Consider the following 25,244-nt stretch of genomic DNA (forward strand, 5'->3'; position numbering starts at 1 on the left):
AGTTACTAAGCGTTGTGCCTAAACCACTTACCTTTCACAGAGCCACAAATACGCAAATCGAAGCCACAAGTACGCACTAAAGGAAATCACACTGATTACAGCATCACCGAGCCATATATTTGCACTGTCGAATATGTCGGTGAGGGTGTGCGTCTTCGATAACATCACGTTTCGATGAACGATATAGGCGAGGGGGAATAGCAAAGAACATATCCTTGATTCTTTCACTCGAACGTGGGAATGTGCGAAAGCAGATACAATCGTTCGATTGTATTGATAGATACTTATTAAACATCTCCACAGAAAGGGTATGCACGAAAGGATATAACCCTGCTGATACAAGCCGATTATCGGGCATATCTTCGATAGCGGAGTATTCATCTTTATCAATAAATATATCGATAACAAAACGGACAGTGAATTGTATAACAATAGAAATCAAGAAAGTATGACAGAGAATCAAAACGGCAAGGTAGATCCCGTTGCCATCCGAGAACTTATCTCACAGGGTATTCCCATGAAAAGAAAAGAGAGTGAGATAAAACGCTCTCAATCAGAAGAGCAGTTTGTTGAATCGGAACGTCCCAATGACGAACCAATATCAAAGGATTTTTCAAGAGTCTCAAGAAGAGAAAGGCGAAAGTCCGACAAGGGGGATTATGAGTCGCTTTTCATCTGTCGCAACACCTTGAAAAATCGCAAGACCATCTATATCGCCAAAGAGTTGCAAGACACGCTGGCGGAGATAGTCATGTCTATGAGAAACAGAGATATGACCATCGGTATCTATGTGGAGAACATCATCCTACATCATCTTGAGACCTACAAAGATGAAATCAACAGATTGGCTGAAATGAAATTCAAGAAACTATTGTGAGGCATTTAGGAATGGCTTTTTGTTACTTTTGAGCCGTATCAACTCACAGTCAAAAGTAACGAGATTTTTTCATTTTTTTTGGGGCTTTGTCCCCCCAAAGCTCACGAAAGAAAGGAGCAGTCGGCAGGTTTGCCGACTGCTTTACTCCATTTGTTCTTCTTGGATGGTTATCCGTCCCGTCCTTACATTGGAATAATCATCTTGTCTGTTTTTTTTGATTTTATGCGGATTTCAGAGGTGAGGGAGTTTGAGTTTCAACTTTTTTCCCTGCTTCTCGCATATCCGACATTTTTTTATGCGTCTTTCCGTCGGGTCGGTCATTTTCGTTTCAGTGGCGTAAAAAGGTAGGGCTTAGGACAAACAAGGTTTTACGGCGAAAATACTACCTGCAATGAAATGGAAGTGTGGAGATTGTCGTCTAAACGGCTTGTCGCAACGACCTTTTTTGTCCGTGAAAGCCCGGAACTACCTTTGCCGCTGATAACGAACAACCGATCCCGATATGATACACGGGCATAAGTGAAGGATGTGCAGGGAGAGAAGCGGGGCGAAAACAAAAAACGCAGTCTTCGGAGACTGCATTTATCATAAGAATAGAATACACAAAAACAAAAAGCTGCCCCAATGACGGCTTAAGGAAAAAATCAAGAGAGAAAATTCTTTTTTCTTACGATATACCCTTACCTTTGTAATAGGTTATATCGTAATGACATGTATTAAAACAATGAATAAAATAAACTTAAACTTAGAACACTGCTTTGGCATTACAAAACTTTCACAAGAATTGACTTTCGAAGGGGAGAGTGTGGTGCTTATTTATTCACCTAACGGTTTAATGAAGACTTCTTTTGCTAAAACACTACAATTATATGGGCAAGGGAAAGCTGACAAAGTCAAGGATGTAGTAGCAGATGTTGCTGGGAGTATAGAAATAAAGGATGAACATGATAATGCCATATTACCAGCCTCAATATATGTATCAAATTGCGAAGAGCCTGATTCAGAAACGCCAAAGAACATCACATCGTTTCTCGCTGACAGTTCGTTGAAGCAACAATATGATGATATCCTAAAAACCTTATCTGAAAAGCAAAAAGCATTGTTCAAGGACATTAGTGATCATGCAAGAAGCACTGACATTATATTAGAGTTTGTTCGAACATTCTGTGAAAGCAAGCTGAGCCTTTTCTATAACAAGTTTGAAGAAGTGATGGCAGAAGTTTCAGGTGACGAAATATGCTATGATTTTAAATACAACAGCATCTTTGATAAAAGTGGTAAAGTCAAAGCATTCATTGACGCCAATCATGATGCCCTAAAAGATTATTCCGATAAGTACCAAGCCATATTACAATCTTCGAAACTATTTAAGCAGCATAATGGTAAGACATTTGGCACTTACCAGGCCTCCGAATTATCTAAATCTGTTGCAGACAATGCATTTTTTGAAGTCAGCCATAAAATCATATTGGGTGATGGTAAAACCACTATTGATTCTGCAACATCCCTTGCAAATTTAATTAGCAACGAACTTTCTGGCATACTTAACGATGTCGCTGTCAAAAAATCATTTGAAAAGATTGACAAAAAGGCCAGCGCAAACGATTCTTTACGACTATTCAAAGAGATAATCGAAAACCATCCCGACTTGGTAGACAAACTACTTGACTACGACAACTTTCATAAAGAGGTATGGAAGGGCTATTTTACCAAATTTAAGGATAAGGCCGACGACTTGTTTGAAGCTTATCAAGAAGCCAAGCCGACACTAGACTCCGTACTTCGACAAGCAGCGAATCAAAGAGCTGTTTGGGAAAAAACGATACGCATTTTCAATCGAAGGTTTTCAGTCCCCTTTGAAGTAAGAATCAAAAATCAGACCGACCTTTTACTTAATGCTGAAGCTGCGGCATTATCTTTTGAATACAAAACGCAAACAGACCAAAAAGAAGTTGAGTCAAAAGTCCTGGAAGAAGTCGTTCTAAGTAAAGGAGAGCTTCGTGCGTTCTATACACTACAGTTGCTCTTTGCTATCGAAAAGATGAAACTTGATGGGGAGCAAGAGCACATTCTTGTATTCGATGACGTCTCAGATTCTTTTGACTACAAGAACAAATACGCGATAGTTGAATGCCTTTACGATTTGAAAGATGACCCTAAATTCAAGATGATAATCCTTACACACAATTTCGATTTCTATCGAACTGTATCCTCACGTCTACGGGTCAAAAGAAATAGCACATACATGGCCTATAAAGATGCTAATGATGAAATTAAATTTCATCAGGCTGAATATTTGAGAGAGCCATTCAAACTCATAAAGAGCAATGCGGATAAACCAGAATTCTTCATTGCCTTAATCCCTTTGGTGCGTAATCTTATTGAATATTCCAAAGACATCTCCACCGAGCCTTCGAAACTGGAATATATTAAATTAACCTCATGTCTTCATGTTAAAACTGAAACGGCAAGTTTGACAGTAAACGACATTGCTCAAATTGTGAGTAACAATATAGATGCACATAGGTTGCCAACAGCAAATACTGATTGCAATATAAAAAATTATATTTACAACACGGCAGAAGCTCTTTGTGGCCGGCCGACTCTTGATGAAATTCACATTGAGAACAAGATAGTTTTTGCTGCTGCCATAAGATTAAAAGCGGAAGATTATATGATATCCAAGCTAAAACAAGTAATGCTTATCGAGAATTTTAATATTTTTTATAACCGTATTACATCAAATCAAACATCTGCACTCACAAAGAAATTTGAAGAGCTATGTTCTCCTAATAACGACATACAGTTACTTATTAAAGAAGTCAATCTGATAACTCCCGAAAATATACACCTTAACAGTTTTATGTTTGAACCGCTTATCGACATGTCTGTATGGAGATTGAAAAAACTATATCAAGAGGCCAATACACAATTAGTGTAATAGGCTTGCAATCCCTATTACACTGAAGTGCTCGTAGAAAAGTCATCGTGTGTATTCATAGAAACTTTGTGGTATCAATTAGCGATTAATTCTGCTCTTTAATCTGTAATTATGTTTATTGTCGGTTCAAAGCGAAAATTGTCGCCGTAACGGCTTGTCGCCTCGACCTTTTTTGTCCGTAGAAGCCAGGAAGGACTTTTGCCGCTGACAACGAACAACTGATTCTGACATAATACACGGGCATAAGTGGTGGATGTGCAGGGTAAGGAGTAAGGTGAAAAACGCAGCCTTCGGAGATTACATTTCATCATAAGAATAGAATACACAGAAAACAAAAGGCTGCCCAACAGACAACTTTACGAAAATTTCAAGAGAGAAAATTCTTTTTTCTCACGATATACTCTTATCTTTGCAGCAGACAAAGTGGTTCTTTGAAATGGCAAAATGAGGTAAAGTGTAGAAGTTCACTGGTTTCCTTATCGTTACCATCCCTTATTGGCAATCAAACTAATCTATTGGTTAGTTGATATTTACGAAATTTTCTATGTTTTGCCATATGGAAGGTGAGGCATTTATTGATTTTGCACAGCTTCGCAATCTTCTTCAGATGGATATTGACCGTATCACAGCCAGGAATGGGCAGAAGATAGCCCTTGGGCGGTTCGTGGCGAAAGGCTCGGGTGTGGATACCTCGGTACTGCTCGATGATGGCAGCAGCCTCGGGCAAGAGGGGGATGTGGCACACATTGCCTGTCTTGATGCGAGGCTTGCGTATCCAAGTCATACCGCCCTCCTCGACAAGATGTTCAGCCGTAAGGTGGTAAATATCCGTGTACGATAAGCCTGTATAGCAAGCAAAGACAAACATATCCCTTGACACTAGCTCATAATCTCCTAATTGCGTTTCATCTAAGGCGATAATACGCAAGAGCTCCTCCTTGGTAATGTAGCGTGGCGAGCCGACATCCCAGCGGATAGAATAGCCCAAGAAGGGATAAGTGTCGATGATATGCCGTTTGTATAGGTCTTTCAGTAGCGAAGCCAACATAGAGAGATAGCCAGCCGTGGTATTGAGTTTGAAAGCTTTCTCTCTGGAGAGATAAACCTCAAAGTCTTCAACCAAGGCTCTACCAACTTTCTGAACAGGCAGGTCGCCTACTCGATAGCGGTGTTTGATGAAAGCCTCGAAATGCTTGCGAAATAGCAAGATGCACTTATACCTGCGTTCACTGCGGTCTATGCCCACACGCTCTCGAAAGCGTGCCAAATAGCCTTCCAAATGATAGAGCAAGCCTTGGCTATCGCTGTTTAAGCCGAAAAGCGTGTTTTTAACCTCCTCAGCTGTTACTATTTCCCCTTTTCTGCTCTGCAAGTGTTCAAAGACTCGATGTACAGCGAGTTGTAAGCGGTCGAGTTCTGCGTTTACAGATACAGCTTCGGCACTTTTGCCCACGAGTCTGCTCTTACGGCTATCCCATAGCTGGGGAGAGCAAGCAATTTTGCAACTGAATTGCACCATTGTTCGCCCCACACTGAGGCGAGCCATAATCGGACTTTTACCTTCCTTACTCTGTGTGCCTCGCTTGAGGTAAAAGAGTAGCTTCAATGTCTTTTCTTTCATTGTCGTTTTTGTTTACAAAGTTAGACCTCTAAGAGATAGTTTCCACTACGCAAAACATTGAAAACAAGAGAGAAAACACCGTTTTAGTTACCACTTTTTGCTTACCTCTTCCGAAGCCCCTAAAAGGGAACGATTTGGTAATTGAACTCGCTCTTTCAACTGCTCTTTTTTGCCTTTTTTCGTGGTGCAAGCCAATGCACCAAACCGAAAGAAATGCTGTTAATCAAGCAGATAACCTTTTCTCGCTTCCCCTTACTCCTAACTCCCATATTTCCGCATAGAATCTATACAATGTCCTCGTCTTTAGAATTCTCTTTGAAATTCTCACTCCAACACAAGTTCTGCTAACGACAACGTGTGAATACACACCTTTTATTAACGGTAAAGATGTAGGTCGATAAATATATATATCTTTGTCGGAGGGCCGTTCGGTATGTAATCATCCATAATTGAGTTACTTGTGTCCAAGTTACAAGCCGAAGGGGGGCTTGTCTATTGAATATGTCTTATTGGGAGTGAAAATATTATTAACAAATAAAATGAGAAGCTATGAAAAAGTTTTTGTCCGTGGCTATGGCTCTTTTCGTGATGTATTGGGGACTGCTGTTTGTCGGATGCAGTAAAGTAGAAAAGGGTAATATCGATCCCCAATCAACAACTCTTACCATCACTATCCCTGCCAAAGAAGTTCCTTTTACCATTGATCCTGCATCTTTTGCAGGGGCGAATGAATTGCGAGGAGGCTCGGAAAAAGTTCTTTACGAGGATATCATAGAGTGGGATTATGAGGAGGCTCTTGAGTCTCATGGTATAAATCCTCAAGCCCTGCAAAGAGTACGAATCAAAGGATTGGATATTCTTTTCATCGAACCTCAAGATTTGGATGTCGTTCCTTTCAGAACATTCAAAGCTTACATGGGGACTCCATATGATTTAGTTGCAGAGGGAGATTCTCAAACAGAGGGAACAGAGAAAAAAGTGGATTTTATCATACATAAACCGGACTTCTTGAAATTGTTGCAGAGCAAGAATATTCCCATTAAGCTCACTTGTGAAGGTCAGATACCTCCTGTACCAAACAAAATAGAGGCTGTCCTGACAATAAAAGTAGAAGTCACAGGGTTTCTTTCTGATATGTAATGGTACAAACTTTTTTGTCTACTGTCATGTACAACAGATATAAAACCTTATTTCTTTTTCTTCTTCTGTACTCTTTATGTAGTTTGTCCTTATCTGCGAATAGTAGAGACTTGTATTTGTCTTCTCCGGTGGGAGAATCGGATGAGATCCAAGGTGCGGACTTGTCTATGGATGGAACAGATAGAATGGACAAGATTCGTTATGCACTTGGAACCCACATTGCTGTTTGGGGAGGAGTCGGCATAGAGGGAGCTGTAGGGTTCACTCCCAAGTTGACGGCTCGTTTGGGTTATAATTTTTTCTCGTGGAGTGTTTCTAGAGACAAATCTCTCTCATCTTTTGGGCTGCCCAAAGATGTATCCAATTCCGTCCAAGAATCTTTGGGGTATGATCCCCAAGCTGCCTTGAAGGGATCTGTACTCTCTTCTATGGGATATGCTTTGGTGGACTATCACCCCTTTTCTTCCTTTCGGATGTTCCACGTTTCGGCCGGGGCATACTTTGGGAAAATATCTGTTTCTGCAAAGGCTTTGCTGAATAACCCAACAAGCGGAAAATCAATAGTATATGATTGGGATAGCCCGGATGACCTTCCGCAAAGTTCGTTCAAGGATACGGATGGAAATCAGTGTACTATCCGTCCGACTGACGAGGGAGAGCTACATTTGACATCCATATTTGGAAATGCCATAAAGCCTTATGTGGGAGTGGGATTGGGCTATTCTGCTCCCGACTCCGGCAGGGTTTCTTTCCGTTTGGGAGTAGGAGTACTTTATTCCGGGATGCTTCGTTTTGAAAGCCCCAATGTTGTAGAAGGGGATGTCAATAAATTGGTGCTGGTGGAGCAGGATTACGTCCCAACTGTTGTTCAGTGGACACAGTGGTTGCCTTCATTGAGTCTGGGGCTCTCTGTTCGTATTCTGTAGAAGTATTTTCCTCTGTTTTTCCGATGCAGGCACTCTCAATGATTGGGAAGCCTGCATTTTTTATGAGACTATTGCATAACACATATTCACTGTGTTATTTTCGACATTTAAGTTCGGTCATAACTATAGGTATACACCTTGCGCCTCAGACCTCAATACCTTCAAGATTACCGCATTCCGCAGAGTCGACAAAAAGTGCAAGTTCAATTGCCTTTTTGGGGTTTATACAAGGGTTTATCTATCTAATCCGAAGCAATCCAAGACCGTGGCAACGGGCTCCTTTTGCTAACTTTGCCACGAATAATAATTTATGTATCAATGATCACAATGGACCAACTGAACTCTCTGTTGGAGCGCCGGGATGCGCTGAGGGGGTATCTTTGACGTCGACAGGCGTCGTATACAATTAGAGGAGGAAGAGCTCAGAACACAAGATCCGGAATTTTGGCAAGACCAGCAGAGGGCCGAACAGCAAATGCGTAAAGTCAAAGACTTGAAGCGCTGGATCGGCTACTACGATGATATTGTTTCGGCCGTAGAGGAGGTGCAGCTGGCGTATGACTTCTGCAAAGAAGGCATAAGCGAAGAGAGCGAACTGGATGAGGCCTATCATCATGCTCTTTCGTTGATAGAGGATGTGGAGCTGAAAAATATGCTTCGTGCTGAAGAGGATAAACTCGGGGCCGTCCTGAAGGTTAATGCCGGAGCCGGTGGTACGGAAAGTCAGGACTGGGCGTCCATGCTCGTCCGTCTCTATCAACGCTGGGCCGACAAGCATGACTATAAAGTCACCATAACTAACTGGCAAGACGGAGATGAAGCCGGTATCAAGACCGTCACCTTGCAGATAGAGGGCGATTTGGCGTATGGTTTCCTCAAGTCTGAGAATGGCGTACATCGATTGGTGCGTGTCTCTCCCTACAATGCACAGGGCAAGCGAATGACCTCTTTTGCTTCTGTTTTCGTTGTGCCACTGGTAGACGATAGCATAGAGATAGAGATCAATCAGGGAAATTTGTCTTGGGATACCTTTCGCTCCAGTGGGGCCGGTGGGCAGAATGTCAATAAGGTAGAGACAGGTGTGCGTCTGCATTACCTCTACAAAGACCCCGATACAGGAGAGGAAGAAGAGATCGTAATCGAGAATACGGAAAGCCGCTCTCAGCTCAACAACAGAGAGAATGCTTTGCGTTTGCTGCGCTCTCAACTCTACGATAAGGCTCTGGAAAAGAAGCGTGCCGCCCAAGCTGAGGTGGAAGCCGGCAAAAAGAAAATCGAATGGGGCTCTCAAATACGCTCTTATGTCTTCGATGATCGTCGGGTAAAGGACCACCGTACAGGCTGGCAAACTTCCAATGTCAATGCCGTAATGGATGGCGATATAGACGACTTTATCAAGGCTTTCTTGATGGATATGGGAGGCAAGTCCGTAGGCGAAATCTGAGCCGGACATATATCTCACGCAACAGTAATAATTTACTGCTATGATAGCCCAAAGTCTCAGGTTGCACTGTTTCAAAAATATCTCGGCCACAGATTGTTTTTTCTCTCCCAAGCTCAATTGTTTTTTCGGGCTTAATGGGATGGGTAAGACCAACTTGCTCGATGCTCTGCATTACCTGAGCTTTACTCGCTCTCACTTGTCTATACCGGACAGCTTGGCCGTACAGGAAGGGGCGGATATGGCTATTCTGGAGGGTAAATACCTCAGCGACGAAGGGGCTGTAGAGGAGATAGTACTCTCTATAGCCCCTCCGAAGCGTAAAATTCTCAAGCGAAATGGGAAAGATTACCGACGCATAGCCGAGCATATAGGGCGTTTGCCTCTGGTGATCGTTTCTCCGCAGGATTACCTGCTTATACAGGGGACAAGTAGTGAGCGCAGACGTTTTATAGACCAATTCCTCTGCCAACAGTCGGCTGTGTACATGGACGGTCTGATGCGTTACAACAAAGCCTTGGCAGACCGTAATGCTCTCCTAAAGGCAGAGCGGCCAGACCCTTCCCTTTTGGATGTCTATGAATGGCAAATGGCCATGGAAGGCGCGAAGATCGTGGCAGCTCGGCAATCTTTTATCTCTTATTTCGTTCCGCTTTTTTCCCGTCACTACCGTCTTATCTCGGCTGATAGCGAACAAGTCTCTTTGGCCTATCGCCCTTCTTTGTCCGAGACCTCTGCAGAAAGCTTTGCCATGGCTCTTAGAGACAACCGCAGTAGAGATCTCTTGTTGGGCTATACCTCTGCGGGCATCCACCGAGATGAGCTTGAGATGAATCTCGGGTCCAGATTGATAGGCAAGGTCGGTTCGCAAGGTCAAGCCAAATCTTTCTTGATAAGCCTCAAGTTGGCGCAGTACGACCACATGCAATCGGTACTTACCGAGCGACCGATACTTTTGCTGGATGATATTTTCGACAAGCTTGATTCCGAGCGAGTAGAGCGTATCATGTCTGTTGTCAATCAAGACAGCTTTGGGCAGATATTCATCACCGATACCAATCGCAAACACTTAGACGAGATGATCGCCAAGCAATATGACGACTATCGTCTCTTTGTTATTCATAAGGGACAGGTCCGTACAGAGTAAGGGCTATGAAAAAGAAGCAGGCGAAAAGGATCGGAGAAGTAATTCGCGATTGGATGAGTCAGGAGCCGGAAGTGCATGAGAGACTCTTGTCAACCGAGGTCGAACGCATATTCCCCGAGCTTTTAGGCCCTTTGGCCAGACATATACGTAGCTGTGAGGTGTATAACCGAGTTCTTTTTGTCCGGCTTTCTTCTGCCAGTGTGCGCCATGCCCTCTCCTTGCAGAAAAGCGATTTGATCCGCCGAATCAACCAGCAGATCAACGCCAATCTGATTATGGATATATCTCTCAGATAGAGGAAAACCTCCCCTCTTAGTGGCAGCCCGGACAACCGCCTTTCTTGCAAAAAGAGTAGGCGATCGCAAGCCCTCCTTCGGAAGTTTCTTTGTACAGGCTCGGTAGGTCTTTGCCTGTCTGACGCATTACCTCTACAACCTGATCGAAACTTACACGGTGTCTGCCGTCACTGAAATTTGCATATACATTAGCGTCGAGGGCTCTGGCTGCGGCAAAAGCATTGCGCTCGATACAGGGAATTTGCACCAAGCCACCCATCGGGTCGCAGGTCAGCCCCAAGTGATGCTCAAGCCCTATCTCTGCTGCATACTCTATTTGAGCCAGTGTGCCTCCAAAAAGTTGTGCAGCTGCAGCCGCAGCCATGGAGCAGGCAACTCCTACTTCTCCTTGGCAACCCACTTCGGCTCCGGAGATGGAGGCGTTGGTACGAACCACATTGGCAAAAAGACCGGCTGTGGCCAGGGCGTGTAGTATGCGCTTGTCGGAAAACTCTCGTTGTTCTTGCAAAAAATAGAGTACACCGGGCACTACTCCGCAGCTGCCGCAGGTAGGGGCCGTAACGACCACTCCTCCGCTGGCATTTTGCTCTGCCACAGCCAAGGCATAAGCGAAGAGGTTGCCACGGCTACGCATCGTGGGGAGATAGCCGGCTGCTCTTGTGTGGTAGTTGGCTGCTTTTCTTCGCAGCCCCAATCCTCCGGGCAATACGCCCTCGGCTTCGAGCCCCTCTTTCACGGCACGACGCATTACAGCCCATATCTCCGAGAGGAAATCCCATATCTGAGGGCCTTCGTTTTCCTCCACATATTCCCAAAAACTCATTCCTCTGGCATCCAAATCATTGAGGATGTCGTATATCGTACTAAGCGGATAGACCTCGGCCGACTGCTGCTCGTTGAACTGCTCATTAGCCAATACCCCTCCTCCGATACTGAATATCGTAAGGCTGTCCAGTATGTTCCCTTTGCTGTCCAATCCTTCAAAGAGCATCCCGTTGGGGTGGAATGGAAGAACGATTTTAGGCTCCCAGATAATCTCCGTAGGGGCCGATTGCTGCAATATGTCAAGTATGGCCACATCGGTAAGGTGACCACGACCTGTGGCTGCCAAACTGCCATAGAGTGTTACTCTGTATGAAGCGGCTCCGGGGCATTGATCCAAAAAACGCATGGCTGCCCTGCTGGGGCCCATTGTATGGCTGCTACTTGGTCCGTGACCGATACGAAAAACCTGAGTGATACTATCCATGGGCATGGCTGCAGTGATTTAGAAGTCTGAATATGTTTTGTTTGTTAGGGAAGATCTGGTTCATTCGGCTTGACTGCTGTCGGTCTTTTCGTTCGGTACGGACAGCTGGCAACCATAGAGAGAGCTCAAACGGCTTTTCAGTTGCGAGCTATCATTGGCTCGAATACGGATCCTCAATCGGCAGGATTCTCTGCAATCTTGCTCTATGACTTCTGCCGATGAGTCTTTCACCAATCGCATAATCTCGCCCATCAGCTCATAGCCGAACTGAATATCCATCTCTTCCTTGCGGATGACAGGCAAACGATCCGCCTCTTCAATGGCCATAGCCATAGCTGTTCGATAGGCTTCGATGAGACCGGAGGTTCCGAGTTTGATACCTCCGAAGTAACGCACCACGATACCTACCACATCGCTAAGGTCAGCAGAGACGAGACGCCCCAGTATGGGTTTGCCGGCTGTGCCGGAGGGCTCGCCATCGTCGTTGCTACGCTCGATACCGTCCGCCCCTAAACGATAAGCCCAACACACGTGCCGAGCATCATAGTACTTCTTGCGGTAAGTCGCCACGATCTCCAAAGCCTGCTCGGCTGTACAGACCGGCTCCAGAAAGGCCAGAAAGCGACTACGCTTTTCTGTGAGAGAAGACTCGGATTTTGCAGCTATGGTATAGTAAGTATCGCCTGTCATCAGTACAAAAATAGCAAAAGAGCAGGGTCGATGCCTTTGGAGGCTTATCGACCTTGCTCTTTTCTGTATACAATAGCCTCGGGAGATCTCGCACGGAGAGAGCGAAGACTCTCGGGGCGTTTGATTTGTCAGAAGCGCATGGTTGCTCCTATTGTGGCATAGGATATTCCCGACCCAGCTTCAAAGAACGCCCCCCACGCAGGAGTAAAGAAGTATCGAATACCAAAGAATCCGCTGTTGGCAAAGTTCCATTCGGATTCGGTCTTGACATTGTATATGTTGGAAGATACTGTGGATAGTCCGTACCCGATCATCAAGCCCAGATAGGTATCCAGTCGCTCTATAAATTCGTAGTGCAACGTACCACGTACGCCGAATACAATATGGCTTTCATCGGCTTTGGCATTGCCATATTTTAGTCTGGAGGAAGTAAAGCCGGTGTATCCGCCCAGCCCCACAGAGCCATTCTGATTGAGAAACCCGCTCAATACACAATGGTCGTAAGCCAGAGAAACCGGGGGAATGAGCATGTTGTAACCTTTTGAGTAGAGAGAGCTACCCATGCCGATACCCAGATTGAGTGTACCGGTACCTTGATCGAAAGTGGTACTCTGTGCGTTTACCATGCCCACGGAGAGGGCAAAAAAAGAGATGATAGAGAGCAAAATCTTCTTCATTGTAGAGGTATTGTTTGCTGTTTTGATAATTATTGTCTGATTAAATGATCACTCTTCAGGCACATATTTGTATGGCCTTTCGGGGCAAATATAGCAAATGAATGGGATCGGGTAGTTCAGAGCCACACTAAAGCCATCGGGCTGTCTGCTGTCGCCGTGGTACAACAAACTTTATATCCAAAAAGGTGGACACTCAATCTATCAAAGCTCTGCGGAGGCAAACCACAGAAGGCGACAGCCGGGTAGGTTCAACAAGTCATCCACTCCATAGGTCTTATGTCCTTGCCAAGATGCACTGCGAGCTATCGTGTCGATAGAAGAGTTCAGCAGACAACGAGCCACAAATTCCGTGCAGTAGAGTGTTTCGTCGCTATCCGAATCGAAATTGTAGTCGAAAGGCTTTTTACAAGCCAAGTAATCTTTGGCTTGAGCCAAGATTCTTTCTCGATCCTTAGTACTGAGACTATCCAGCCGATAAATGCCGACATTGGCCGAAGCCATCATGAAGCTATCCAATGGCTCTCGGCATGCGCCATAGTGTCCGGCAGAGGCATAATCTTCGCAGTGATAAACAAAAGACCGCCCCGAAGAGTCAATACCGATCACTCCAACATGGCTGTACAGATGACTCTCGGAAGCCCAGTCCCGAAAGAGCTTGGAGTACCAGGCTCGCCCTAATCTAAACACCAAATCTCCGGTCCGAAGCTCCAACGAGTCGGGAATGGCTATTTCCATTCCTCCGGATTTGTCTTTGCAAGCTGGTAGCAGGCTACAAAGCAGCAATGTGCACAGGATGAATATATAGGAGGGGCGGGGGAGAGATATATTTGTATGATGAGAATTCTTGTCTTTTGTGTCTGTCATTATCCTCTCTTTTTTGAGGGAGTATCCCAAAGAGAAACAGTCCCATAAATCGATAGGATACGATCTATGGGACTGCTTATAATTACGATAAGGGCTTCTTCTTACCGATTACTTCTTGTTATCCACAAGCCATTTGCCGTCTTTCAGGATCACTTGAGAAACTGTAGTGTCTCCTTCGGCATTGATATACTTCACCCAGCCGGCTTCCTTGCCCACGCTGTCTTCCAAAGCCTGAAAGGTGTACTCCTCTTTATTTTCGTTCTTCATCAGGGAATCGATACCCGGCACTGAATTGAAAGACTGTGCAAGGTCTACCAATTTCTTGGCATCTTCGGAGCAATACTCTTTGGCCTTGTCGTACTCTCTCTTGTACATGCACTCTTCAAAATTCTTTACTGCCTCTCTGGCCTTGTCGGAATTGCTCTCCGAACTACAGCCGGCAAACAACAAGCTTACACACGCAACGGCTGTAAAAACAAATTTCTTCATCTTTCTACTGAGATAAATTTTAGTATCACTTCCCCGTCACGTTATAGCCAAGGAGAGGGAAGCATGTCTCCACTGGCACATCTCGGACTTTCGACAAAGGTATATATTCTTTATTAACAGCAAAACCGCAACTCTATAGCTCTCTTTACACAGATGTCGTACTCCTTTTTTCCGACCTTTTGAGCCCTTTGTACGAGCTTCAAATGGCAATTACAACTTGTCACTTGGTTGACTTTGCAGAATGCGACAATTTCAAGGCACCGTTCCTCATACTCTTAGAGCCTCATTTGCATATTTATTCGATTAGGTATACTTTCGCTGAAGTACAAACCGCAAAAACATTTCTGCCTATAGGATAGACATTACCTTCTGAGTAAAAACAACAAAGCAGAAAAGCTATGACTGAATATGCTAAGCTGACCGACGATCAGCTTGTACGTATGTACACAGAAGGAGATGCCAAGGCGTTCGATGCTTTGCTCGATCGCTACGATGCGGTAGTCCACACCTACATCCGATTCTCCATAAGCGATACCGATATAGCAGAGGATATCTTCCAGGATACCTTTGTGAAAGTGATCATGACGCTCAAACGTGGGTTATACACAGCTGAGGGCAAGTTCAAAGCCTGGTTGCTGCGTATCGCGCACAACCTGATCATGGATCATTACAGACGGGAAAAGACTGACCTCAAGTGGCAAGCCCCACGAGAGGAAAGCCGAGACCCGCTGGAGCTTATCGGCTGCGAAGAGCCCAATGCCGAGGAAAAAATAAGTCACCGGGAGCAACTCAGCGAACTGTATATGCTGCTCACCCAGCTGCCTATGGAGCAGCGAGAAGTGCTCATGCTGCGTTATTGGCAGGATATGAGTTTCAAAGAGATTGCCGATCATACCGGTGTAAGTATCAATACCGCTCTGGGGCGTATGCGCTATGCCCTGATCAATCTCAGACGAATGGCAGTGGGATGAGGAAAATCTGCGGCCGGTAGCAATAAATAGGCGTCACTTGTCGTTGTTGTGGCGAGAGGGAGGTTGTGCTGCCTGTCTCTTTGTGGATGTAGCTCCTTGCCTCCCTCTTGTCAAAGACATTCAAAGAAACGAGCCTATGAAAAAAAGTTACTCTTTTGCGGATGAGTCTCCACTCACCATCTTATTGAAATCCGAGAGCGAGCGATGCTCGGCGAGACACTTGGCTACACTCTCGACCTTGCGGCATCTGGCCAGGATATTGTAAATTTGCAGCAATAGATCACCAGCTCCACAAAGACAACTCCCTCGGGGTACAGTGGACTTTTGTGGGGTGGTCTTCTCTCTAAAATTATTGTTGCAACAATGAATACTATTGTATCTCCCTCTCTTCTCTCAGCTGATTTTCTGCATCTGGCGCAAGATGTGGAGATGGTCAATCGCAGTCGGGCGCAGTGGCTGCACATAGATGTGATGGATGGAGTCTTTGTCCCTAACCTTTCTTTTGGCTTCCCCATACTGGAGGCTATTGCGCCTATCGTAAAGAAGCCCTTGGATGTGCATCTGATGATTGTAGAGCCGATGAAATTTGTCGATCGATTGGCTGAATTGGGAGTACACATCATGAATGTCCACTACGAAGTCAGCCCCCATTTACATCGCTCTCTTACTGCTATTCGGAAGGCCGGGATGAAATCGGCCGTAACACTCAACCCTCATACTCCCGTGTCGGTGGTAGAGGATGTGTTGGAAGAATTGGATATGGTATTGCTGATGAGTGTAAATCCCGGTTATGGTGGACAGAAATTTATCGAACATAGTGTTGAGAAAGTACAACGCCTCCGAGAAATGATAGACAAACGCCAACTGTCTACACTTATCGAAGTGGATGGCGGAGTCAATCAACAGACAGGAGCCAGACTGGTGGCTGCTGGGGCCGATGCGCTTGTGGCTGGTAGCTATGTGTTTGGTCATGCCGACCCTTTGACAGCTATTTCCGGTCTTTGTGATCTGAAACGATAAAACATGAAGCCGACAGATCGGCAAATCGGGCTCTTGCCTTATGAACTTAGCCGGCGTCCAGCGGTGGGGATTGCCCTCCCTCTGGTCGCCGGCATTTTTATGTCCGGTCGGCTACAATCTTCGATACCACTTATCGCCCTCTTCCTCATCAGCCTATTGCTCATGGGGCTGGCATACAGCCCACTGCTCCGAGGTGGTAATCCCTTGGCCAGGCAGTTGGCACGGAGTTTCTCCGCTTTTTTCTTTTGTCTTTTCATTGGAGCTTTTCCGGCTTACACAAGACTGAGATCGGTAGATCCTTACACGCAAGAGCAGTCAATCAAGGCTCTTGTCCGGATAGAATCGCCAGCTTCCGACAGAGGGAGCAATTATCGCTATCGAGCACGGATCTATACTGTTGGATCTACCAAAAGAGATAGCCTTTGGCAGGGAGCCGATATTTTGCTCTACCAATCCAAATCCGTAGAGGATGCACAGGAATGGATCCCTGGTAGTCTGGTAAAGACAACATTGCAGCTTGTGCCGGTGTCGCAACTCCTTCTACAAGACGAAAGAAAAGGATTTGCACATTACCTCCTCTCTCACTCTTGTGTTGCTACCGGCTATAGCGGAAATGCGGCTGAGCTGGTTGGCCTCGATTCTTCTGCCCTCTCTCAAAAAATCTTTCATGTAAACAGAAAAATGCGTGCCACTCTGGCTACGCTCGGCTTGCCGACACAAGAAGAGGCAGCCCTATCGGCTATGCTACTTGGTCGGAATTTGAGTAGGGGAAAAGAATCGCAGAGACTGTACCAACAGTATGCAGAGGCCGGAGCTGCTCACCTATTGGCCGTGAGTGGATTTCATTTGGGGGTTGTGGTTGGATTGGTATTGCTGCTTACCTATCCGCTGAGGCGTATCTCTTATGGCCGTGTTTTCTCCGATCTGTTGCTTTTGGTCGTTGCCTGGGCCTTTGCCCTTGTAACCGGAGCTGCCTCTTCTACCTTGCGAGCAGCTCTGATGCTCTCTTTTGTCTTATTGGGACGATGGATGTACAGAGAGACAGACAGCATGAATATGCTTGCAGCTTCAGCTTTGGTATTACTCCTATACAATCCCTTCTATGTGTATGATGTGGGATTTTGTTTGAGCTATGTATCCGTATTTTCGATTTTGCTCTTTTTCCCTCTTTTGCAGAGACTTCTACCCGATCTGCGCAATCCTCTTCTGCGCTATCTGTGGTCATTCTTTGCGATCGCAGTAGCTGTGCAGCCACTGAGTTTGCCTCTCTGTCTTTACTACTTTGGTCATGGAGCAGCCATTTCAGTTTTGACCAATATCCCTCTGGGTATTTTGGCAAGTTTGCTTATTCCGTTAGCCTTGATTTATGTTCTTTGGAATTTGACAGGAATAGGGGGAGCTTCTCTTCTGACAGAACCGATACGCCTGCTATCTTCGGCCAATAGCTATCTGTTGGAAAGGATAGAATTGGCTACTCTCCCGAGCATTGACTATCGCCCACAGCTGTGGCTCCTTTTCCTGCTGTGGGGGCTTTTTATTGTTGCGGCTCTTTATTGGCGTAGATTCTTAGCTCTGCGGCAATCTGTGTGGCAAGACGGCGTTCATCGCTATCAGTCATAAGTGTATCGGCCGGAGCTACAAGTTTGGCTGTATCGTAGATAGGGGCGCGCACGGCCATTGCTTCGACCACGTGATGTAGCAAAACCTCTCCCTTCTTGCCTTTGACCGATGGGCGAGTCCCTCCGCATAATTCCAGCCGTTTAGCCAAGATCTCATTGGTCACTTTGAGGTAGACAGTAATACCGGTATCGTTCATCAGCTGCATATTGTTGTGAAAACAAGGCAGTCCTCCTCCGGTGGCAATCACAGCATTGGTCATCCCCGATAGCTCCTCGATCACGACCTTTTCTCTTCGCCTGAATACTTCTTCCCCTACCGAAGCAAACATATCCTGTACCCTTTGCCGAAAACGGTTCTCTATAAAAAAGTCTGTATCGATAAAGCGGAAGCCGAGTATATCGGCCAGATAGCGTCCGACGGTACTTTTGCCGGAGCCCATATACCCCACGAGATAGATCGGTTCGTTGCCCAACATGGAAACAGAGTTGTGATAATCGGTTTGTGCAGACTAAGCCCTTTTCTCCGGGTAGGCGATCCGGGTATGATAGATTGTTTTGAGCTTTTCGTAGAATACTTCTTTCGCTTTCTTGATGTCTCGGAATGTGATCGGAGCATCGCTCAAGAGTCCTTCCTCTACAATGCTGTCCACAATACGATCTATCAGGTTGCGTATGTTTTCTTCTGTGTACTCTTTGAGACTTCTGCTGGAGGCTTCTACCGCATCGGCCATCATCACAATGGCTGTTTCCTTGCTAAACGGATTTGGGCCAGGGTAGGTAAAAGGAGCCGGGTCTACCTCTATGCCGGGATGCTCATTGCAATAGCTGTTGTAGAAATACTTGGTCTTACCTTCTCCGTGGTGAGTCCGGATAAAATCGATAACCTGATCGGGCAATTTATATTTCTGGGCCATTGCTATACCATCCGTGACATGGCGGATAATGATACGGGCACTTTCGTCGTACGAAAGGCTTTCATGTGGATTGCTGCCCCCTTGGTTTTCGGTGAAGTATTGCGGATTGCGCATTTTACCAATGTCGTGGTAGAGAGCTCCGGTGCGGGTCAGAGCTGCATCGGCATCGATCTTGATAGCAGCTTCGGTAGCCAGGATAGATACCTGGAAGGAGTGTTGAAATGTGCCCGGAGCTCGCTCGGACAGCTCTTTGAGCAAGGGCGAATTCATATCGCCCAGCTCCACAAGGCTGATGATTGAGACATAGCCGAATAGACGTTCTATGATGTAGATGAGCAGATAGGAGAAGGTCAGGAAAATCAGGTTGATACCGAAGTAGATGATATGCGTCCAGTTGTCAGCTGTTAGACCTCCATGCTGCCAGAAAGCCAATGCAAAATAGGTGAGCAGATAGGTGACGAAGATCAGGAATGTGGCGCGGATGAGGTCTACACGAGAACGAAGCGAGCGTAGGGAGAAAATTCCCGTCATACCGGCTAACATCTGCAAGACAATAAATTCATATTGGAAGGGTACAAAGAGAGCTGCCGACAGCACGCAGACAATATGAGCAAAGAGGGCTGTGCGTGAGTCGAAGAAAGTACGCACCACTAAGGGCAGGATAGCGAAAGGAATGATGTAGAGGTTGAATAGATCCAGCCGGATATTGATCACAGTCACGACAACGAGGAAGAGCAGCAGAGAGACAAACAGTATCACGTTGCGCCTGTGTGCGAGGAAGTGGACCCGGAAGATCCACAGATAGAGCCAAAAAGCGATGAAGAACATCGCAATTAAGGCGAAAGTAGCCAGAGAAATGACAATCCGATCGCTTACCGCAGCTCTGGACTGGTACTCTATCTTGAACGAATTAAGCACATTGTATATCCTGGCATCTACAATCTCCCCCTTGTCCACAATACGTTCTCCGGTCTGAACAATTCCGGTCGATACGGAGATCTTCCGCAACTCCTCATCCATCACATTGCTGCTCATATCGGAGTTGAAGGCCACATTCACTCTCAACAAAGAAGACAGGTCGAAACTATTGATCACTTCTTTGCTCAATTGCTCGGGAGTCCCATCTATGATTTTGTAGTAAGCTTCCTTCAGGGTGTAGAAATAAGAAATGGGTGTACGCTCTGCCTCTTTTGTTTCCGAGTTGCTGAGCATGACTTCCAGCTTTCCGTTGGCTCTCAGATTTTCTTTTTCGGCCTCATCCATCATACCATTGTGGTACAACTCGTTCAGCTGTTTTTCCACATAAGAGTAGTAAGCCGGGGGCAACTGTTTGGCATACCGTTCCTTAAACTCATTCTTCCAATGCTCCAGGGCTGTATCAAGCAAATCCATACGCAGGTTGTAGTAGGGCAGTTGACGCTCACACAAGCTGTCTTGCTCTTCTTTGATTGCCTCTTTTGTTTTCAAAATAGGAATGTCGTATGGGGCTGTCAGCAAGTCGTATGCCCAAGGTTTTCCTTCAAAGAAAGTATACTTGAATTTCTGTTCGCTTGGAGCCAGCAGAGTAATCAGCAGGGCAGCCCCGAGAAGGATTAGCAGGGATTGTATATGCTTGTCCGGTCTTATGTTGAAGGGGTTCATTGCTTCTATATCGTGTATGGAGTGTGTATACCTGAGACCGACGTGTACTGAAAAAAGTAGACAGTCGGGGATTGATAATTCAACACAGGGTTTACACTGTTTTGGGTTGTTGCTAATTAGGATTGACACACATCTCCTTTGAGGAGACACGGGCTGTCATCTCCCAAAATTAGCTCTTTGTTTCGATGTGACCCATTGGTATAGCTCGGAGGAGGTTTCGGAGCGTCCTCCTTTAGGGGCCTTTCTATCACAGAGGACCAGGCTCGAATGTCGAAAATAATGCAGTTGTTTGCGTTATGCAGCAGTTCTCTTTGGGCAAAAGAAGAGGGGGAGAGGCTGCATCCTATATGTAGGTCTGCATCTCTCCCCCCCCCTCTCTTGTTTGTTTTAATCTCGTATTTGAGAGACTAAAAAGCTATAAATCGGTTTTCTTTCTGTTTGATTGCGCCCGATGAATCACAGTAGTTTGATGCTGTGTGTCCCTACTTGTAAGATTAGGACTGTTTCCTGTACATCGAATACCAGATCTCCCGAGGTAGGAGTAGCCCCTTTTTGGAGTAGGCTCCCCGAGAGGTTATACAGATAGTAGGGTATCCCTGCATTGAGGCCTGTGATCCTATATTGTGATCCTGTCTTTGTTATGGCAATCTGACTGCGATCCAGACTATCAATTCCGAGATAATCCGATGCTTTGACAATAGTCAGTTGGTTCCATTTCTCATCGGCCGTAAATGAGTCGAAAGCTGCATCAGGCACGACCAAGCTAATACCCTTCATCACCTTTGGGTCATCAATAAGACCTCTGAAAGTCTTGGGGTTGAACTTTGGAGCTGTTGTCCCTTTATATTCGGTCCAGTCGATTGTCTTGAGGGCAGTACAATCGCCAAACATGGACTCTCCCAAGAGAGGGATGGCTGGCAATTCAATCTTCTCAAGAGCTGTACACATATAGAAGGCATCATTCGTATTGGTGACGGAGACGCAGTCTTTCAGGTTATTCACCTGCTTGAGGGCAGTGGCGTTGGAGAAAGTATTCTCCAATGATGTGACGTTGCTACACCCAGCTAAGTCGATCGTCTCTAACGAGGTACAGAGCCAGAAGGCATCCTTCAGGTTCGAGAATTTCGCACACTCCTCCCGAGAGGGCATCTTGATTACTTTGAGAGCTTTGCAGCCCTTAAAGACTCCTGCATTAGAGATACCGACAGAGACATAGAGAGAGGTATTCTCTTTCAGAGTTATGGCACTCATATCAACCTCTTCGAGGGTATTGTTTCCCACAGGTGGGATACCGACATTATTACCCAAAGTGGTACTCAACTTGGAGAAGTCTGCTGTGCCCCAAGTGCCCGTAAGGATGATCTTTTTTGCTTTAGGCAGAGTTGACGGGATATTGTTTGCGTCGAAAGTCAGTTGCTCCTCTATATCATCATTCTTGACTCCTACGAGTATTGGTTTACTCTCGAAAGTCATGAATTCTTCCTCAACACAATTACCCAGCTCTCCTCCTCTATTTCTACCCCACGCATAGAGCTCGCCATTGTCAGCAAGAGCCATTGTGTAGGCCTGGCCAGACCCTATCATGGTGAAATTTAACCCTTGCTTGGGGAACAGTACTTCTACAGGCGTGTATTCCACAGGGATATCACTGGAGCTATTTGCTACGCCTTTGCCATCACCGAGTGCTCCATCTATATTCTTGCCCCAAGCGAAGATTTTGCTGGCCTTGTCTGCTTCTCCTACACCAACGATTTTGGCTTCGGCGCATCCTGAGATGAAGAGTACACGACCTTCTATAGCAGTAACTTGTCGAGGCGTTTTCACTGTATTGCCTTCTTGATCTAAGTTGAGGTTTAGCCCGAGGCTGTTGTTCTCGTTTTGTCCCCAAGTCCAGAGAGTGCCATCTTTTTTGACTGCATAAGAAGAGTTCTCTATGGCAAAGACTTTCTCCCAATTTGTCTCCATACCATACCTTGTGGGTACTTTGACATGCGTAGCCATATCGGCAAGAGAGTTGTGTTGATTCCATCCCCACATCCAAAGAGAACCATCATTTTTGATAGCCATGACATGCGATGCTCCGCAAGAGATCTGCGCCCAATCAGTGTCGTTCCCTATTTTCACAGGTTTGGATACATTCTTATACGCTCCGGTACCTAAGGCTCCGGTTTCTCCTTCACCCCAAGCCCAAAGAGTACCATTGGTCTTGATAGCAAAGGCGAAATAGCCGAAGAAATGAGAGGTAGCGACGACCTTCCAGTCGTTGTCGGTACCTATCTGTGTAGGCTTCTGGTGCGACTGTCCGTCTCCTACTCCCTGTGCTCCTTTGGAGTTGTCTCCCGTAGCCCAGAGAGTGCCATCGCTCTTAATGAAATAGGCTCGTGCCTGCCCGGCAGCAGCATAGACCCAGGTGCTACCGGGTTCTATTTGTGTGGGAGTGCTTACTTTTTCTTTTTCCTTGATGTTGATACCTAATTCACCACTCGAGTTCCAGCCCCAAGACCAGAGGGAACCCTCCTTGTCGATAGCATAGGTGCTACTTGCACCTGTTGTGACAAACTTCCACTGTCTTTCATCGGCATAGCTATTGATAGCAAGTAGTGTACCAGCTACAATCAGCGATAGTAGTTGAAATATTCTTCTCATAACATTATGAATTTGGTGTACTGATTATTGTTTGATGATTTTGATGCCAACGCCATTAGGACCCTTGACAAGGTATATTCCCATAGGCAAGGACAATAGGTCTATGAGAGTTTGCCCAGCCTCTATCTGCTGTGTAGCCACGATGGCTCCTCGGAGGTCGAAAATGCTCAGACTCCCTGCTTGTGCAGAGAACACTTGCAGCGCACCGCCTTCTTGCACATGTGCATCAAAAGAGTCGGCCGGTCTTACCTTTTCGACACCGTCGTCTATCGTCTCGGCGATACGCACAATGGGGCAAATAGCAAAGCTGCCGAACCCTCCCCCATAGTGGCTAATGGGGCGTAAGTAGTCTTCTTCACCCTTGAGCTTCCCAAAGGAATTGTGTGCCAATCTGTTGCTGGCTTGTACATCATCTAATTGCCTCCCTTTGACATCCATTAACAGGCAGAAATCCTCTGTCTTAGGATCATTGCTAAAGCCCTCGATAGAGATGAAGATAATTGGCTTGCCATTGAGGTCGAGCGGAGTCTCGAACTTGAATGAAGCCACAGCTCCTTCTGTAGTCAATGCCCATGCTCCATCCTCGCCATCAGCCTTGATATCCTCCATTTTCATAAAGGCGGCTTCTATGGGCAGGTAAGTGAAGGTAACATCATCGCTCGTGACTTTCGATAGCCATACGCGCATCAGGATTTTGGCTCCCTCTTTGAACTTCGTTGGCTTGTGATGTAGGTATACATTTACCCCATCCATATAGGCATCATCGGTACCGAACATAAAAAGGTTGCCAAAGCCTTCAATGTTCATGTTATTGGTGCCGCCTACATAGCCTCCCACATCGGCTCCGCCCTCGTAATGGAGTGTCCCAAGTAGGTAGGTATCCTCCCACTTCCTCATATCTATCGTTGTCACTTCCGAGGTACCACCTACCTTCAGTTTCAGATCAGCCTTGTAAGACTCCGTCCCCTGCGCTGTGCTCACTTCCAGAGTAGGATAGTCGTAAATTCCCGGGGTGCTGTATTCAAAGTTCGCTTTTGCTCCCTCCTGAGGGCTGTTCTTGGCTCCGGGTGCAGTCCAGTGCCATGCTGTCGGAGTCCCGGTGGAAGATCCGATGAAAATGACCGGTTTGTCCGAAGAGGCCAATATATGTGCCCCTTGGTTGATCTCTTTGTGTTTTGTCAGTAGATTGCACACGGCTCTATTCTCCATACTATTCGTGCCAAGATTGCTCAGCACAGCCGGGTGCGCATAGGTCACACCGGTAGTGTTCCCCTTAGCTTCTCGGAGGTAAGAGATACTATCGGACTGGGGCACAGCATTGTTGCTATAACCCGAAACAAAAGAGGCGGGAGAAGCCTCGACAAAAAATGGCAGCGATACTCCTATGACCATGTGCATAGCGATGCTGCTCCACCTACTCGGTAAAATGTGTAGCATACTGGATTTGTGATAATGATTATGTACGACAAAGCCACCACCGGTGATAGATGATGGCGGAGAGAACATCGGCATACGTCCGACTATGAGCTTGGCGAGCTCATCGGCATAGTAGGAGAGTAGAGAGTATATACCAGATAATAGGGATAATAGATTAAAAATCAGAGTAATGAGGCTGTATTCCCCTCTTCCTGAAGAGAGATGGTAAAAGAGCCCATCAGCCTTGGAACCCGGCTTGGCAAGCCGGTTCCCGGTAGTGTCGCGGTGCAGTGTAGTTTCTCTGTGTTGCATAGTCTGCAATAAGAATTACCCTATCTATACAAACTCTGATCGTCCGTGAAGATGGGGAAAATAAGTTGATTCGACAAGTAGTTGAGGTGGCCACTTTGCCGATAGTCTGTGGGGTATGGAGTTATTCTCTTATTAGTCACGAGGATAGCTCCTCGGGTACACTCTATTGGAGTTTTTCCGACGCAAAATCATAGAGAGCCGTATGTCAGGATTTGGTTTTGCCTCAGTCCTTTTTTGTTTGCCCATTGTGTTGCTTTTATGACCCAATAAGACAGCCAGCATTGATTAAGGTACGGGTCTTGCAAAATATAGAAATATGCTTACCTTTGCACGCACGCCGATCAAAA

General features: G+C 46.0%; 20 protein-coding genes. 10 read left to right on the forward strand and 10 right to left on the reverse strand.

The features are described 5' to 3' along the window. The first annotated feature begins 448 nt into the window (after window positions 1-448). Together DQN70_RS02505 and DQN70_RS02515 are read left to right on the forward strand one after the other, a co-directional pair. Window positions 449-877: a DUF3408 domain-containing protein gene (locus tag DQN70_RS02505; protein WP_023940000.1), complete on the forward strand. Its 429-nt coding sequence runs from the start codon at window positions 449-451 to the stop codon at window positions 875-877. A gap of 724 nt (window positions 878-1,601) precedes the next feature. Further along, window positions 1,602-3,818: a hypothetical protein gene (locus DQN70_RS02515; RefSeq protein WP_042225796.1), complete on the forward strand. Its 2,217-nt coding sequence runs from the start codon at window positions 1,602-1,604 to the stop codon at window positions 3,816-3,818. Between the two features lie 502 nt (window positions 3,819-4,320). Here DQN70_RS02515 and DQN70_RS02525 read toward each other — a convergent pair. Further along, the gene (locus DQN70_RS02525; RefSeq protein ID WP_023939996.1) at window positions 4,321-5,439 is read right to left on the reverse strand and encodes a site-specific integrase; all 1,119 of its coding nucleotides are present in this window, start codon (window positions 5,437-5,439) and stop codon (window positions 4,321-4,323) included. A 549-nt stretch (window positions 5,440-5,988) separates the two neighbouring features. Here DQN70_RS02525 and DQN70_RS02530 point away from each other — a divergent pair. The 5 genes from DQN70_RS02530 to DQN70_RS02550 all read left to right on the forward strand — a co-directional run bounded on the left by DQN70_RS02530 (window position 5,989) and on the right by DQN70_RS02550 (window position 10,389). Then, the gene (locus DQN70_RS02530; RefSeq protein ID WP_023936688.1) at window positions 5,989-6,579 is read left to right on the forward strand and encodes a hypothetical protein; all 591 of its coding nucleotides are present in this window, start codon (window positions 5,989-5,991) and stop codon (window positions 6,577-6,579) included. Between the two features lie 167 nt (window positions 6,580-6,746). Next, window positions 6,747-7,505, forward strand: coding sequence for a hypothetical protein (locus tag DQN70_RS02535; RefSeq protein ID WP_148292746.1), 759 nt, complete (start codon window positions 6,747-6,749; stop codon window positions 7,503-7,505). Between the two features lie 318 nt (window positions 7,506-7,823). Then, window positions 7,824-8,949, forward strand: a protein-coding gene (gene prfB, locus DQN70_RS02540) for a peptide chain release factor 2 (protein ID WP_111759317.1) whose coding sequence is annotated in 2 segments (ribosomal slippage) — window positions 7,824-7,886 and window positions 7,888-8,949 — 1,125 coding nt in all. Because the reading frame shifts where the segments join, the coding sequence is not laid out codon by codon here. Between the two features lie 40 nt (window positions 8,950-8,989). After that, window positions 8,990-10,093, forward strand: a complete 1,104-nt coding sequence (gene recF / locus DQN70_RS02545) for a DNA replication/repair protein RecF (RefSeq protein ID WP_023939991.1) — start codon at window positions 8,990-8,992, stop codon at window positions 10,091-10,093. Window positions 10,094-10,098: 5 nt separating this feature from the next. Next, on the forward strand, window positions 10,099-10,389 hold the full coding sequence (locus tag DQN70_RS02550) for a DciA family protein (RefSeq protein ID WP_023936694.1): 291 nt from the start codon (window positions 10,099-10,101) through the stop codon (window positions 10,387-10,389). Window positions 10,390-10,405: 16 nt separating this feature from the next. Here DQN70_RS02550 and DQN70_RS02555 read toward each other — a convergent pair whose 3' ends face one another. The 5 genes from DQN70_RS02555 to DQN70_RS02575 form a co-directional block, all read right to left on the reverse strand. Then, the gene (locus DQN70_RS02555) at window positions 10,406-11,638 is read right to left on the reverse strand and encodes an L-serine ammonia-lyase (protein WP_036888304.1); all 1,233 of its coding nucleotides are present in this window, start codon (window positions 11,636-11,638) and stop codon (window positions 10,406-10,408) included. A gap of 60 nt (window positions 11,639-11,698) precedes the next feature. Next, window positions 11,699-12,328 carry an IMPACT family protein gene (locus tag DQN70_RS02560; RefSeq protein ID WP_023939987.1) on the reverse strand — a complete coding sequence of 210 codons (630 nt, stop codon included), beginning with the start codon at window positions 12,326-12,328 and terminating at the stop codon, window positions 11,699-11,701. A 128-nt stretch (window positions 12,329-12,456) separates the two neighbouring features. Beyond that, complete coding sequence (locus tag DQN70_RS02565) at window positions 12,457-13,005, reverse strand: hypothetical protein (protein WP_023939984.1); 549 nt, start codon at window positions 13,003-13,005, stop codon at window positions 12,457-12,459. 201 nt (window positions 13,006-13,206) lie between these two features. Next, window positions 13,207-13,869, reverse strand: coding sequence for a YiiX/YebB-like N1pC/P60 family cysteine hydrolase (locus DQN70_RS02570; protein ID WP_023936701.1), 663 nt, complete (start codon window positions 13,867-13,869; stop codon window positions 13,207-13,209). A 108-nt stretch (window positions 13,870-13,977) separates the two neighbouring features. Further along, window positions 13,978-14,358, reverse strand: coding sequence for a hypothetical protein (locus DQN70_RS02575; RefSeq protein WP_023936702.1), 381 nt, complete (start codon window positions 14,356-14,358; stop codon window positions 13,978-13,980). Window positions 14,359-14,756: 398 nt separating this feature from the next. Here DQN70_RS02575 and DQN70_RS02580 point away from each other — a divergent pair, with 398 nt between their 5' ends. From DQN70_RS02580 to DQN70_RS02595, 3 genes are all read left to right on the forward strand, one after another. Then, window positions 14,757-15,329: a sigma-70 family RNA polymerase sigma factor gene (locus tag DQN70_RS02580; protein WP_023939976.1), complete on the forward strand. Its 573-nt coding sequence runs from the start codon at window positions 14,757-14,759 to the stop codon at window positions 15,327-15,329. Between the two features lie 363 nt (window positions 15,330-15,692). Continuing rightward, window positions 15,693-16,349 carry a ribulose-phosphate 3-epimerase gene (gene rpe, locus DQN70_RS02590; protein WP_023938742.1) on the forward strand — a complete coding sequence of 219 codons (657 nt, stop codon included), beginning with the start codon at window positions 15,693-15,695 and terminating at the stop codon, window positions 16,347-16,349. A gap of 3 nt (window positions 16,350-16,352) precedes the next feature. Further along, window positions 16,353-17,969 (forward strand): ComEC/Rec2 family competence protein, encoded by a 1,617-nt coding sequence (locus DQN70_RS02595; protein WP_023938740.1) that lies wholly within the window; start codon window positions 16,353-16,355, stop codon window positions 17,967-17,969. On the opposite strand, the gene DQN70_RS02600 is transcribed toward DQN70_RS02595, so the two are convergent. The 4 genes from DQN70_RS02600 to DQN70_RS02615 form a co-directional block, all read right to left on the reverse strand. Continuing rightward, window positions 17,884-18,444, reverse strand: a complete 561-nt coding sequence (locus tag DQN70_RS02600; protein WP_042225792.1) for a shikimate kinase — start codon at window positions 18,442-18,444, stop codon at window positions 17,884-17,886. The genes DQN70_RS02595 and DQN70_RS02600 overlap by 86 nt on opposite strands. A 33-nt stretch (window positions 18,445-18,477) precedes the next feature. After that, window positions 18,478-20,523, reverse strand: a complete 2,046-nt coding sequence (locus tag DQN70_RS02605) for an HD family phosphohydrolase (protein ID WP_023939971.1) — start codon at window positions 20,521-20,523, stop codon at window positions 18,478-18,480. Between the two features lie 456 nt (window positions 20,524-20,979). Next, window positions 20,980-23,169 (reverse strand): leucine-rich repeat protein, encoded by a 2,190-nt coding sequence (locus DQN70_RS02610; protein WP_023939969.1) that lies wholly within the window; start codon window positions 23,167-23,169, stop codon window positions 20,980-20,982. A 24-nt stretch (window positions 23,170-23,193) separates the two neighbouring features. After that, window positions 23,194-24,897 carry a T9SS type A sorting domain-containing protein gene (locus DQN70_RS02615; RefSeq protein ID WP_023939967.1) on the reverse strand — a complete coding sequence of 568 codons (1,704 nt, stop codon included), beginning with the start codon at window positions 24,895-24,897 and terminating at the stop codon, window positions 23,194-23,196. Window positions 24,898-25,244 lie beyond the last annotated feature (347 nt).

The sequence above is a fragment of the Porphyromonas crevioricanis genome, from assembly GCF_900476255.1.
GTDB classification, from domain to species: Bacteria; Bacteroidota; Bacteroidia; order Bacteroidales; family Porphyromonadaceae; genus Porphyromonas; species Porphyromonas crevioricanis.